The organism is Bacteroides nordii (assembly GCF_019930665.1).
Lineage (GTDB): Bacteria > Bacteroidota > Bacteroidia > Bacteroidales > Bacteroidaceae > Bacteroides > Bacteroides nordii.
This window is the reverse complement of the sequence record NZ_CP082886.1, coordinates 4,271,010-4,284,539: the sequence shown is the minus strand read 5'-3', so window position 1 is coordinate 4,284,539 and position 13,530 is coordinate 4,271,010. Positions and strand designations below refer to the sequence as shown.

Annotated in this window: 9 protein-coding genes; 8 read left to right on the top strand and 1 reads right to left on the bottom strand. The window is 41.4% G+C overall.

The window, feature by feature from the left end:
- The first annotated feature begins 107 nt into the window (after nucleotides 1-107).
- From K8P02_RS16950 to K8P02_RS16925, 6 genes are read left to right on the top strand one after another with little or no spacing between them, the layout of a single operon-like run.
- The gene (locus K8P02_RS16950; protein WP_195349210.1) at nucleotides 108-2,978 is read left to right on the top strand and encodes a TonB-dependent receptor; all 2,871 of its coding nucleotides are present in this window, start codon (nucleotides 108-110) and stop codon (nucleotides 2,976-2,978) included.
- A 29-nt stretch (nucleotides 2,979-3,007) separates the two neighbouring features.
- Nucleotides 3,008-4,252, top strand: coding sequence for a DUF4876 domain-containing protein (locus tag K8P02_RS16945; protein ID WP_223381559.1), 1,245 nt, complete (start codon nucleotides 3,008-3,010; stop codon nucleotides 4,250-4,252).
- 14 nt (nucleotides 4,253-4,266) lie between these two features.
- Nucleotides 4,267-5,814, top strand: a complete 1,548-nt coding sequence (locus K8P02_RS16940) for a DUF6850 family outer membrane beta-barrel protein (protein WP_025867046.1) — start codon at nucleotides 4,267-4,269, stop codon at nucleotides 5,812-5,814.
- A 23-nt stretch (nucleotides 5,815-5,837) separates the two neighbouring features.
- A complete protein-coding gene (locus tag K8P02_RS16935) occupies nucleotides 5,838-8,024 on the top strand; it encodes a HEAT repeat domain-containing protein (protein WP_025867045.1) in 2,187 nt (728 codons plus the stop codon).
- The gene (locus K8P02_RS16930) at nucleotides 8,021-9,562 is read left to right on the top strand and encodes a C1 family peptidase (protein WP_195349203.1); all 1,542 of its coding nucleotides are present in this window, start codon (nucleotides 8,021-8,023) and stop codon (nucleotides 9,560-9,562) included. Before K8P02_RS16935 ends, K8P02_RS16930 begins: the two co-directional genes overlap by 4 nt.
- Before the next feature lie 21 nt (nucleotides 9,563-9,583).
- Entirely contained in the window at nucleotides 9,584-9,949 is a 366-nt protein-coding gene (locus K8P02_RS16925) for an HmuY family protein (RefSeq protein WP_025867044.1), read from the top strand.
- Between the two features lie 143 nt (nucleotides 9,950-10,092).
- Here K8P02_RS16925 and K8P02_RS16920 read toward each other — a convergent pair whose 3' ends face one another.
- On the bottom strand, nucleotides 10,093-10,299 hold the full coding sequence (locus tag K8P02_RS16920) for a hypothetical protein (protein WP_025867043.1): 207 nt from the start codon (nucleotides 10,297-10,299) through the stop codon (nucleotides 10,093-10,095).
- Between the two features lie 228 nt (nucleotides 10,300-10,527).
- Here K8P02_RS16920 and K8P02_RS16915 point away from each other — a divergent pair, with 228 nt between their 5' ends.
- The gene (locus K8P02_RS16915) at nucleotides 10,528-12,702 is read left to right on the top strand and encodes a polysaccharide lyase 8 family protein (protein WP_195349201.1); all 2,175 of its coding nucleotides are present in this window, start codon (nucleotides 10,528-10,530) and stop codon (nucleotides 12,700-12,702) included.
- A 12-nt stretch (nucleotides 12,703-12,714) separates the two neighbouring features.
- Nucleotides 12,715-13,527 (top strand): inositol monophosphatase family protein, encoded by an 813-nt coding sequence (locus K8P02_RS16910; protein WP_002558202.1) that lies wholly within the window; start codon nucleotides 12,715-12,717, stop codon nucleotides 13,525-13,527.
- Nucleotides 13,528-13,530 lie beyond the last annotated feature (3 nt).

Genomic DNA, 13,530 nt, shown 5'->3' with positions numbered 1-13,530 from the left:
ATTGATAGGGTATTCCGATGTGAATATCCCTATTGATAGGTATTTTTTTGCTTCCTTTACTGAAGTATCTTTGCAGCTCAACATCAGGCGTAAAGATAAGAACGAATATGAGACAACAATATGCTGTAACAAGAGCATCTTTTCTAATACTATTTTTGATATCCTCCCTTTGTATATTTTCGCAGAATACTCCAGTCAAACGTATTGATTTTAATGGAACCCTCATTGATGCGGAAACAGGAGCTCCCATTGAATTTGCTACTATACAGATACCGGATCATGCACTTTGGGCAATTAGCGATATGGATGGTAAATTTAAAATTCCGGGAATGAAGCCGGGAGTTTATACGTGTGAGATCTCTGTGCTGGGTTATCAAAAGACAATTAAGAAAATAGAGATAAAGCCGGAGATGAAGCTGACTGTTATTAAACTCTCTCCCATGACTTTGGCTTTAAATGAAGTAGTCGTTACTGCTCAGGAACAGCGGATGGGATCGGCTTCCAGAATAGATCAAAGCGCCATTCAACATATCCAACCCAAAAGTGTGGAAGATATGTTGCAACTCCTTCCTGGTAATCTGACTAAAAATCCGGATTTGAATAATGTGGGGCAGGCTTATATTCGTGAAGTATCTTCCAATGATAATAATGCTTTGGGTACATCGGTGATGGTGGATGGTGCTCCACTTTCGAATGATGCAAATATGCAGGTGCTTTCTACCAGTAAGTCCGGTACGAGTCTGAATGCTCAGTCGGTGAGTGGAAAAGGACTTGACCTGCGTACCATTTCTCCGGATAACATTGAATCTATGGAAGTAATCCGGGGCATTCCCTCTGTAGAGTATGGAAATCTTACGTCAGGTGCGGTCATTATCAAAACTCGTTCGGGGGTTACTCCGCTCGAAGTAAAACTGAAAGCAGATCCTTTCTCTAAAATGGCATATGCCGGAAAAGGTTTCCTTATCAGTGAGAAAATGGGAGCAATGAATATTTCCGCTGATTACTCACAGTCGTATGCAGATATACGTAAGCGCTATAACGGATTTGATCGGATTACGGCCAATCTGGGATATTCCAATACTTTTATGAAAAGTTCCCGGCCTTTGACTTTCAACATGAGACTGGCCTATTATCAGAACATAAATAGTGAAAAAACAGATCCTCAACTGAAGCAGGATGAGAAGATAAAAAATGAAAATATGGGGGTGCGCTTCAATCTTGAAGGTAACTGGCGCCTGAATACTTCCTGGATTTCTTCTTTAGGATATAGTTTCATGGTAAATTATAGCCATCAGCAGGATTATCGTCGTGAACAGATCATCTTGCAATCGGGTATTACTCCGGTGGCTAATTCGTATGTGAGTGGCGAATACCAAACCTATTTCCTTAGCTCATCTTATTATTCCGACTATACGGTGGACGGTAAACCTTTGGATGTGTTCGGACAGTTGAAAGCCAATAAACTTTTCCAGTTCTCATCCGATTGTTTTATGACCCTGAAAGCAGGCATCGAATGGAAATATAATGTGAACCGGGGTGATGGGATGATGTTTGATCCTAAGCTTCCTCCGGTGGTAAACGATATTCAGTCTATTCGACCCAGGTCGTTCAAATCAGTTCCGGCTATCAATACACTATCTTTTTTCATAGAAGACAAAGCCCAGTTACCCATTCGGAAAACAACATTGACCTTACAGGGAGGTGTACGCCTCAGTAATCTGTTTATAGATAAGAGTGCCGGAAGAAAGGATATGTTTATGGTAGAACCTCGTATTAATATGGAATATAATATCCTGAACGGTGACAATAATAAAGTGTTTGATGACTTGAGCATTGTAGGTGGGTTTGGTATTGCTGCCAAAGCACCTACTCTTCTCTACCTGTATCCTGATAAGGCTTATTTTGACGAATCAAGTTTCAATCTAATGTTTGCCGATGATATGAGCAAGTCCACTTCTATTATGACTACCAAAGTCATAGATAATACCTCTAACCCTGATCTGAAACCAGCTTATAGCCAGAAGATGGAAATAGGTTTGGCAGGACGTATCAGAAAGGTAATTGGAAATGTTACTTTCTTCTATGAAAAACATACCAATGAGTATTCTTTCAAAGGAGTACCTGTGACGATGCCTTTTCGGCGTTATTCGGTTCCGGGATATGTGGATAATGTGAATTATACCAACGGTATGCTTTATTATGAAAAAGACGGAATAAGAAACCCGGCTACAATTGTAAATGATACTACCTTGTATTCTTACAATATGCCGGTAAACAATACCCGTACCATCAAGCGGGGGGTAGAGTATAGCATCAACTTCGGACAGATTCCTCTTTTGAAAACGTCTGTGGTGGTAGACGGTGCCTGGCTCTATGTAAAGCGTCATTCTACATTGCCTACCTATTCGAAGATAGGATCCTCGTATGAGGGAAAACTTTATCCTTATATGGCTGTGATGCCCGGAGGAGGTGGTTCTATAGAACAACGTTTCAATACGAACGTTCGCTTTATCACGCATATTCCTAAATTGAAAATGATTTTCTCCACTACGGCACAGATTGTATGGAAAGAGAGTTATCAGCGTATTTACGAAGATGAAAGTGGAAATAATCTGTTCTACAAGGCTGTTGATCCATTGAGTGGTAACAATGAAGAGAAATACTTTGTCAACCCTATAGGCTTCATCGACAAGCAGGGAAACTTCAATGAGTGGAAAGCCGAATATCAGGATATATACAAATATCGCCTGATGATGACTCAGTATGGACACAGTAATTACTTTGGGGTAGAGAATTACCCGACTACTATATTACTGAATTTTCGTTTGACAAAAGAATTGGGAAAGATGCTGGAACTCTCGTTTACAGCAAATAATTTCCTCAAAATATCAAAGAGCTATAAGTACCGGACCGCTGCAGGTTACAAAGACCTGACTATTCCGATCTACTTTGGAGCAGAAGTAAAAATCAAAATCTAAGATGTAATAACTAAAAAAGAAAACTAAAGATGAAAAAGTTGTTTTGTTTATTGCCTTTGTTGGCAATGTTGTTTTTGGTATCGTGTTCAGATGATGAGAATGATAACATCGCAAAGAAATACACAGTGGATGTAACTGTGATTCTTCCCACGGATATCAGTATGGCGGATGTAACAGAATTGGTAATAACAGCCGTTAATACTCAAACATCCGAAGAATCGGTAGCTAATCCGGTAGATGGTAAAGCTTCGTTTACCTTGAATGCCGGTGAATATGATTTCCGCGCATCAGGTAGTGCTAAAGATTACAATCTGAACGGGTTGGTAAGCAAAGTTTCTGTTTATAGCGATCAATCTGTAAGTTTACCTTTGGCAATTGCCTCTGGTAGTGGATTGATTTTTAAAGAAGTCTATTTTACAGGAGTGAAAGACTGGTATTTCAAAGATGCCTTCTATGAAATCTATAATAACTCGGATGAAGTGCAGTATCTTGATGGAGTTATCTTAGGTATTGTAGACAACGGTCTTCCGGTAAATGTATATGTTCCTTCTCCTTCTATCTGGGTAGATGAAAACGGAGAATTATTAGATCGTTATCCGATGGCAAGCTTTACCGTTGCTTTCCCGGGAACAGGTAAGGAACATCCTCTTCAACCCGGTGAAAGTGTGGTGGTTGCGACGAATCCTATCAAACACAATGAACGTCAATTGACAGGTGATGATGTAGCTTCTCCGGTAGATTTGAGCACAGCTGACTGGGATATTTATTGTGGTCCGTTCTCTATTTCCGACACAGATATCAATGGAATTCCTAATATGGATTGTCTCTATCTGAATGCTTCCTATGGTATGGATTTCATGCCTTCTGTAGATGGGCAGGCACTGATTTTGGCTAAACTCCCGGCAGGTATGACGAATGTAACATTTGTGGCTGATCCGGAGAATATGATGGTGGCTCCCGGTAAGAGCGACAAAGCACAGCTGATGATTCCACGTGAATATGTAATTGATGGTATTGATATTGTGCCGGCTATAGAAAGCGATCGGTATAAACACCTGAAATCTACTGAAGATGTGGGTATGGCATGGGTAGACGGTTCTTCTAACGGCTCTTTGGCGAGCAGCGCATACTCCGGTAAGAGCCTCCGTCGTAAAGTAATTGCTATTAATAACGGTCGGGTGGTGTATAAAGACACAAACAACTCCAGCGAAGATTTCATTCTGGGTGGACAAACTCCTACTCCGGGAACACATCCGACAGGAGTAGATAAATAAAGAAAAAACGAGTTATGTTTGTAAAGCTGAAATTCTCTTTAATAATAGGTTTGTTTCTTTCCTGCCTTTGCCATGCGCAAGGCGGGAAAGATTCGCTACGCTTGTATCAGGATGTGCTCTATCTGGGCAATATACAATACGGCAGTAATAATCCGACAGCAATTTCCGATTCACCTCTGCGTAGTGTGACGGATATCAACATTAACTTCCTTCGTTCTTCGGGTGACTTCCGGTTGGTAGATCAGTCCTCGCGTGAACACTGGTGGAGTGGAAGCTTGTTTGGTATACAGCGGATTGGCAAAATAACTTTTGAAGGAGATGTCAGCTATGAGAATGGTAAACAGACGGACCGGAAATGGAACAGTACGCTGTTTATAGCTGATGATAACCCGTTTATTGTAGCCGACTCACTTACGGGTGATTACAATGTGGAGAAGTTCAGACTTAATGGAGGTTTCTCTTATGAGATTAATGCACATTGGAGAGCCGGGTTAAGAGCGATATATGAGGTTGGAAGCAGTGCGGATCAGACAGATCCTCGCCCCGATATCAAAGGAATGCGCTTTTTGCTCAATCCGGGTGTGAATTATCAATGGGGTAACTTCAGAATTGGTGCTTCTGCCGGTGTACGCTGGCTGGGTGAATCGGTGAATTATACTTTGGTAAAAACTTACGAGACCTATCAATTATTTTTGTTCCGGGGTATGGGAAATTATGAAAGTCAGCAGGCGATTGGCTTCCAACGGAGATACATCGGAACTGCTTATCAGGGTAATTTGCAGTTAGGTTGGAATAATGCGGCTCATCTGGCTGATTTTCTTGAGTTAGGTTACGAGAAATCTACAGAAGAAGCAATAGATGGTAGCAGCAGTAATAAATATAAAGGAGGAAAGTATGCACGTACAAGATTCTCTTTAACGAACCGTTTTCGGATTTCCGGAGAGAGAACAATGCATAATGTCACCCTTGAGGCCTCGCATAATAAAGTAGAAGGAACGTGGTATATCCAGACACAGTCCAGTGATGCAGATGGCAATACCGTATGGGAAGTAAAAGATGCTTCCGTATGCCATATCGAGAAACGGACGGATGCTTCACTTACCTACCGTATGGACCGGATGCGGCAAATGCTGCCACATTTCACCTGGGAGGTGAAGGCCGGAGTCCGTCAGTCTGATATAAAAAATTATCCGGAGGTTTATTTACAGAAATATACGGCTGCTTATGCTGTACTGAATGCCTGTAAGAACCTTCCTATTAAGAAAAGTCTGCTTAGCATCTATCTTAACGGGATGTATAATCACAGGCTTTCTTCCAGCTTTTCAGCTGATGGACTGAAGCTGAAAACAGTTTATAGCCTTCCTGCTTTTGAAACCTCTGCAGCTGCCTACTGTCAAGGGAATATAGGTGCAAAGGCACAGGTTCCTCTTGCTATTTCCGGTTTTCACTCGTGGCTGGGAGTATATGCGGAGTATACATTGAAACATTACACGGGAGATTATGTACCTCTGGACGGTACAAACCGTAATCAATTAAATGTGGGTGTGAATTTGACTTTTTAATGAATTAAAGTAATAGACGAAAAATGATAAAAAGAATAGTTAGCTTACTGATTCTTACCGGAACAATAACCTCTGTTGCATTGGCTGCAAAACTTCAACGGGGTTTCGCTATTGTAGTTGATCCGGTGAGCTATAAGGAAGCTTGTACGGATATAGATAATTATGCTAAGGCTGTAGAGAATGACGGACTAAAGACCTACATCATTGTAGACCGTTGGGGAGTCCCTGATTCGATTCGCTTTCAGCTTCAACAGTTGTATCTTCAAAAGGAATGCCCTATTGAAGGAGCTGTTTTTGTAGGGGATATTCCGGTACCTATGATACGTGATGCACAACACCTGACTTCTGCTTTTAAAATGAATCAGGAAACCTTTCCCCGTACCGAATCATCGGTGCCTTCTGACCGTTTCTATGACGACTTCGATCTGAAGTTCAATTTTCTGGATAAAGATGAGCAGTATCCATTGTATTACTACTACTCTCTGTCTCCGGATTCTCCGCAATTTCTGTCTCCTGAAATCTATTCGGGACGTATAAAAATGTCGGCTGATGATGCTTCTAAATATGATAAGTTACGTGCTTATCTGCAAAAGGTAGTGGCTTTAAAGCAAAATACTAACCCTGCCGATCAGTTACTTTACTTCAGTGGGCAGGGGTATGTATCCGAATCTATGATGGCCCGGATTGATGAGAAGTTAGCTTTAGTTGAAAACTTTCCCTGGACACGGATACAGCAAAATGGCATTGAGTATATTGATCACAAACGGGATGCTGCTGTGAAGTATCGCCTGATGTCCGAACTTCAGCGCAATGATCTTGATATCGCTATTCTCCATCATCACGGAGATGTGGAAATAGAATATATGAATGATCTGCCCGAACCGCAGACTACTAAAGATCAGGTGGAGGGCATCAAGCTTTATTTGCGTGAAACAATGCGTCATGCCCGTGAGAAGGGAAAGAATACTGATTCGATACAGTTGGTATTAAGTAAGCGTTTCGATGATCTGCCGGCTTCCTGGTTTGAAGGTAGTTTTGATCCGGAAATCACCCAAAAAGATTCTCTTTTTCTGCGTAGTCTCGATTTGTATATTGAAGACTTTGACAACTATACTCCCAATGCCCGTTTTATCGTGCTGGATGCTTGTTTCAACGGTTCTTTCCATAAAGATAAATATATAGCCGGTGCCTATATTTCGGGTAAGGGCAATACAATGGCTGTACTTGCAAACAGTGTAAACGTGCTACAGGAGAAGTGGACAGATCGTTATTTGGGACTTGTTGGTCTGGGTATGAGAGTTGGGCGTATGGCGATGGAAAATCCTTATCTGGAAGGGCATTTGATTGGTGATCCTACTTTTCATTTTGCTGTTCCCGTTGCTCTGGGATTTGATATCAATGAGGTGCTTTCAACTAAAAATGCTGCCTGGTGGAAGAAACAACTGAATAGTTCTTATCCTGCTTTGCAGGCTATGGCATTGAGGCAGCTTTCGGATGGCGGACAGATGAACTCCAAACAACTGTTGGATAAGTTTATGAGTAGCCCGTCTGATATCGTGCGTATGGAATGTCTGGTATTACTTTCTGAATATGACGATGATAACTTTATCCGTTGTCTTGATTTAGCTGTATCCGATAGTTATGAAATGATCCAGCGTTTTGCTATCAATATGATTGCTCGTAATGGAGATGATCGTTTGGTTCCTGCATTGATTCGTGCTGCCATTCGTAATAATACAGCGGAGCGTATTGAATTTAATGTAAAACAGGCACTTGCACTTCTCCCGGAAAAAGCATTGACGGCTGAGTTTCAGAAACAGTTTAATCCGTCGCTGTATGTAGAGAGCGAAAAGGCAGAGCAAGGCATTAAACGTGCTATTGAAGTAAATTCTAACCGTTGGCTGAAAGATATTAGTTCTATTTATGCAGATGATAGTCTGACGGTGAATCAACGGTTGGGGCGTATCCGCTATTTACGCAATTATAATGTGCACAGCCAGATTCCTCAGTTATTGGAGTATCTCCAGAAAACGGATAATGAACCGGTTCAGGTTTCATTGCTTGAAGCACTGGGATGGTTCAGGATGTCATGTCGCCACAATGAAATAAGCCAGGTGGCACAGGCTATGAGTCAGGATAGCCGTTATTCACAAGTTGTGCGTGATGAGGCACTTAAAACTTATAATCGGATAATGAATCATCGTAAATGAATAATTCACGAAAGTATATAATTTTAATAGCTTACCTGCTTGCTATCGGTCTGTCATCGGTAGCACAGCAGGTACGCCCTGTTTATCCGGTGAAGCCTTTGACGCAGGAGGATATCTCCCGCAGGCAAAGAATACCGGAGTGGGGGACGAATACACGTTCTGCCTCCTCTGCTGTACTCCCGGAGGGTGTAGATAATTCAACCTTGAAATATTTCCCTCCTGTATTTTCTCAGTTGGGTAATTCCTGCTCACAAGCCTCTGGTGTGCGCTATGTTTATACTTATGAGTTGAACCGTTTGCTTGATCGTGCTGCTGATAGCCCTGAACACATATTCAATTATCATTTTACCTGGAATTATCTGAATGAAGGAAATGACCAGGGCTCTCATCCTGAACTGGGTTATAACATGATGAAGGTAGCTGGTGCTGTAACATTGAGTGATATGAATGATGAGAGTGCTGTCACCTCTTCTACTACCTGGATGACTGGTTATGATAAATATCTTCGCGCTATGAATTATCGGGTGAAAAGTTACTCAAAGTTTACTCTAAAGACGCGGGAAGGTATAGATCGCCTTCGCCAGTATCTTTATAATCGTGGCGAAGAGGGAGAACCGGGTGGTGTGGTTACTTTTTCGTGCAAGAGCTCTGACTGGAAAGAGGTTACTTATAAGGGGACATCTGTCACTGGATTGACACATATGATCACCCGTCCCGGTACGGACGGAGCACATGCTCTTACCATTGCCGGGTATGATGATACGGTAGCCTATGATTTAAATGGTGATGGAGAGATTACTGAAGACGAGCGTGGAGCTTTTATTGTAGTAAATTCCTGGGGAACCTGGTGGGGAAGTGAAGGTAAGTGCTATTATCCTTATAAATATTTTCTACTCCCTGCTGCTGAGGGTGGTCTTGCCGATTTGGATGCAGAGGCACTTATGGTAGAACCGGAGATTCATACTCCGCTTGTTGTTTTTCGGGTGAAGTTGACTTATACATCCCGTAATGATCTCTATTTTCGTTTGGGTGTAGCCGAAGGAGATGCCGCTTCTCCTTCCGTCATATTAGATTATCCGTTAATGTTGACACAGGGCGGTGACTATTATATGCAGGGAAACGGTACACTTGAATCTTTCAAGACTATTGAAGTAGGGCTTAACTTTACAGATAAATTAGCTGATTTTCAGTCTTTCCGCTCTCCCAAATATTTTCTGATTGTCAGGCAAATTGGCAACGGGAAATTAGGGGAAGGGAAAATAAACAGTTTTTCTGTGAATGACTATCGCACTGGAACAGAATATGCGTGTACAGAGAAAGATCTGCCTATCAAAGGAGAGTTAAAGCTTTCTACCTCTTCTACTATAGAAAGCGGACTTTCAGCCAGTCCTGTGGAGTGGCTGGTTCCTGATACTAATACTCCTCAGTCTCACCCGTTTGTGGTTCGTAAAGCAAACGGACAAACAGTTAAATTACAGTTCCAGGGATACGACCGGAAGAATGGAAAGCTGACCATTCGTTATGCTCCTCTGCCTTGATAACTGTAAAAAAAAAGAGTTATGAAACCGATTATCTTTATTTTAATATGTATAGGTCTGTTTACTTCTTGTGCTTCGGAGAAATCTGTTATACAAGAGGAAGACCGTTTGGTTACCTTATCCGGATTGAGTGATACGCAGTGGACTTATATCTCTTTGTCTACTGGTGAGGTAGTAGGTACTTCGCCACTGAATTCTACAGAAGATGATGCTCACTGGCGCCTCCGTACTGATTGGGATATGGCTGTTTGTGGAAAGTATATTCGTACGAATAGCGGTACTTCGGGTGTAGGGCAGGGAGGTATTCAGTCAATTCTTACCCCTTATGAAGAACTTACGACTCTTCCTGCTGAAGAGTTTAAGGTGGATGTGTATACCAATAAATAGATTCTTTATATAAAGAAAGTACGTATTTCACTACTACTTAAATACGTATTTAACGCTATGTTAAATACGTTAGTTTGCAGTATAAAAGTACGTACTTTTTTAATGCTTGATAATCAGCATCTTCTGATAGAAGAAACACAGTCTCATTTCAGATCTTCTTTGATGACTTTATCCATTTCTTTGATCCGTTCTTTCTTGCTTTTAGTAACGTTTTCTTTGGTGTCATGAAATACATTTTCGGTTTCTGATACTTCATTACTCCAATCTTCAAACTTATCAGTCGCCGGACGTCCGTCAGGATCAATGTTCTCTTCGGCAATAGGATTGTTTCTGTTAATAATACCACTCATAATCGTTCTGTTTTAATTGTTTATAGGAGTAAAACAGCTACAGGCAGCGAATGTTCCGATTTTTATACTTTTTGTAAAATATAGTATTTAATTATCATTGGAACAGAACTGTATCACGCTCTTCTGGATATTAAAAAGAGGAAAAATATGGCGTATAATAGCTTGTATCTCATGGAAAATTGCCAACTTTACTGACAATTTATAGCAGTAATTTATAAAAAACAGACTATGAGAACAGTGTTTCGTTGTATAGTAGTATTGGTTGTATTTGCAGTATCTTTTCTGCCGACCATGGTAAATGCCCGCCTTTTACCTCCTTCGCCCGGAGAAGTAAATGAATTTGAAATGTTGATGGATAAGATACGGGCAGATTTTGCCGGCAATCCTTCTATTGATGAATATCTGACTAAGTACAATGCTGTTGATGGTTCATTCACAGATATAGATTATAGTCGTACGGATCGTACAAACTGGGAACCGTTGATTCACATTGACCGTGTCTATGATTTTGTTTTTGCCTATACAAATCCGAAGAATAAACACTATCGGCAGGAAGCATTGTATAGTAAGATTGTGGCTGCACTTGAATATTGGTACCGGCGCAATCCGAATTGTAGTAACTGGTGGTACAATCAGATAGCCGAACCACAACGGATAGGGGTTCTTTTGATTCAGATGCGCACGGGGAAAAAGCATATTCCGGCCGATCTTGAACATAGAACATTGGAACGGATGAAAGCTGAAGGTGGTGATCCGGCCAAATGGACTGGGGCCAATATGACTGATATTGCCTTACATTGGATTTACCGGGCTTGTCTGACATCCGATGAGGAAATGTTGAAGAAGGCTATTGGCTATTCGTATAGTACTGTTGTATATACTACTAAAGAGGGATTTCAATATGATAATTGTTACTTTCAGCATGGAGTACAGTTGTATATAGGTGGTTATGGTGATGAGATACTGAAAGGAGTGACTCAGGTGGCTATGTATACAAGAGGTACCCAGTATGCTTTACCAGCAGATAAATTGGCGCTTTTGAGTAAGTTCATGCGGGGTACTTATTACCAGACGATTCGTGGTAAATATATGTCATATGATGTGTTGGGACGCGGAGTAAGCCGTCCCGGTATTCTGGATAAAAGTGCAATGGCTGAATTTGCTAAGCGAATGATTGTTCTGGATCCGGAATATGCGGCTGAATATGCAGCGATTGTAGATCGCCTTGCCGGAAAGAAACCAGCGGATTATGCTGTGAAACCATGTCATACGCATTATTTTATCGGAGATTATACGTTGCATGTACGTCCGGGGTATGCATTTGATGTTCGTATGGCTTCTTCTCGTACTATGCGGTGTGAGTATGGTAATGGAGAGAATCTGAAAACTTATTTTCTTTCGGATGGTTGTACCAATATAGTAGTAAAGGGAGATGAGTATTTTAATATTTTCCCGGTGTGGGACTGGGCAAAAATACCCGGAGTGACGGCACCGCAAATGACAACTATTCCTAAAGCTGCCAGTGACTGGCAGACGAGAGGAACATCCACTTTTGCCGGTGGTGTATCAGACAGTATCTATGGTGTAACGGCCTATGCTTATCAGGACAATTATGCAGGAGTAAATACCACTGCAAAAAAGGCATGGTTCTTTTTTGATGATGAGATTGTATGTCTGGGTGCAGGAATTACCTCTACTGCAACAGAGAGTGTCAGTACAACGGTGAATCAATGTTTGCTCAATGACAAGGTTCCGGTTAGCATATCCGATAATAATCAGGTTTCTACAGTAGGAGCAGGAAATTATTTCTATAAAAATAAGCTGAATTGGGTATTACACAATGAAGTGGGTTATGTATTCCCTATGGGGGGGAATGTTTTTCTAAGTAATAAAACCCAGTCCGGCAACTGGTATGATATCAATACAGCTGCCCCGAAGATGGAGCAGGATACAGATGTATTTACCTTGGGTTTTGATCATGGACTATCACCCAGGGATGCGACTTATGCTTATATTGTGGTTCCTAATAAAAAGACGGCAGAAGACATGGCTGCTTATCCGGCAAGTAATATAGAGATTCTTGCCAATAGCGATTCGATGCAGGTGGTCAGAAACAAGAAACTGGATGTTTGGGAGATGGTGTTTTATCGGGCTGCAACGTTCAGCCATGGTAAGATCACTGTAAAGGTGGATAAAGGTTGTGCACTACTCTTTAAGGATATGGAGAATTCTGCTTCCTGTTTTCATATTGCAGATCCTGCACAGGCGCAATCCGTTATTCGTGTGGATGTTTGTATCCCTTCTGTAGCTAAGGATACAAAGACGATCGTATGTGATTTTTCTGATACAGGTATTTATGCGGGAATGTCGAAGTTGTATTCTTTGGAAAAATCGGAAGATTAAATTAAAAATGATATGTTAGATTTAAAACAATTGACTGCCGATGTATGCTGTATCGCAAATGCTATCGGTAGTTTTCTAAGAGAGGAACGGAAACATTTTCGTTCTGAATATGTTGTCGAGAAGTGTACGCACGATTATGTTTCTTATGTAGATAAGGAATCGGAGAAAAAATTGATTACAGCACTTTCGGCTTTGCTTCCTGAGGCGGGATTTATTGCTGAAGAAGGGTCGGCTACTTACAATGATGAACCCTATTGCTGGGTAATTGATCCACTGGATGGGACTACCAACTATATCCATGATAATGCCCCCTATTGTGTTAGTATTGCGCTGCGTAATCGGGATGAATTATTGCTTGGTGTCGTTTATGAAGTTTGTCGTGACGAGTGCTTTTATGCCTGGAAAGGAGGGAAGGCCTGGTTGAATGGCGTACAGTTGCAAGTTTCGGAAGTCAGGGATATAACCAATTCTTTTCTTATTATAGAACTGCCTTACAATGACAAAGCGTACAAACAGACGGCGCTGCATCTGTTAGATAATCTTTATGGCAGAGTAGGTGGTATTCGTATGAATGGTTCTGCCGCTGCTGCTATTTGCTATGTAGCTGCCGGACGCTTTGAAGGTTGGCTGGAAGCATTTATTGGTAAATGGGATTATGCTGCAGCTGCATTGATCGTATTGGAAGCAGGTGGAGAGGTGACCGATTTTTATGGGAATAAACATTTTATAGAAGGACACCATATTATTGCAACGAACGGAAGTATCCATTCACTCCTGCAGAGTCTGGTAAAAGAACTTCCACCGGAGGGGCTTTTTAATCATTAAGTG

What these genes read in the sequence shown, in the direction of transcription:
- K8P02_RS16910 (WP_002558202.1), top strand. Translation starts at nt 12,715, where the DNA reads ATGTTAGATTTAAAACAATTGACTGCCGATGTATGCTGTATCGCAAAT.
- K8P02_RS16925 (WP_025867044.1), top strand. Translation starts at nt 9,584, where the DNA reads ATGAAACCGATTATCTTTATTTTAATATGTATAGGTCTGTTTACTTCT.
- K8P02_RS16930 (WP_195349203.1), top strand. Translation starts at nt 8,021, where the DNA reads ATGAATAATTCACGAAAGTATATAATTTTAATAGCTTACCTGCTTGCT.
- K8P02_RS16935 (WP_025867045.1), top strand. Translation starts at nt 5,838, where the DNA reads ATGATAAAAAGAATAGTTAGCTTACTGATTCTTACCGGAACAATAACC.
- K8P02_RS16945 (WP_223381559.1), top strand. Translation starts at nt 3,008, where the DNA reads ATGAAAAAGTTGTTTTGTTTATTGCCTTTGTTGGCAATGTTGTTTTTG.
- K8P02_RS16920 (WP_025867043.1), bottom strand. Translation starts at nt 10,299, where the DNA reads ATGAGTGGTATTATTAACAGAAACAATCCTATTGCCGAAGAGAACATT.
- K8P02_RS16940 (WP_025867046.1), top strand. Translation starts at nt 4,267, where the DNA reads ATGTTTGTAAAGCTGAAATTCTCTTTAATAATAGGTTTGTTTCTTTCC.
- K8P02_RS16950 (WP_195349210.1), top strand. Translation starts at nt 108, where the DNA reads ATGAGACAACAATATGCTGTAACAAGAGCATCTTTTCTAATACTATTT.
- K8P02_RS16915 (WP_195349201.1), top strand. Translation starts at nt 10,528, where the DNA reads ATGAGAACAGTGTTTCGTTGTATAGTAGTATTGGTTGTATTTGCAGTA.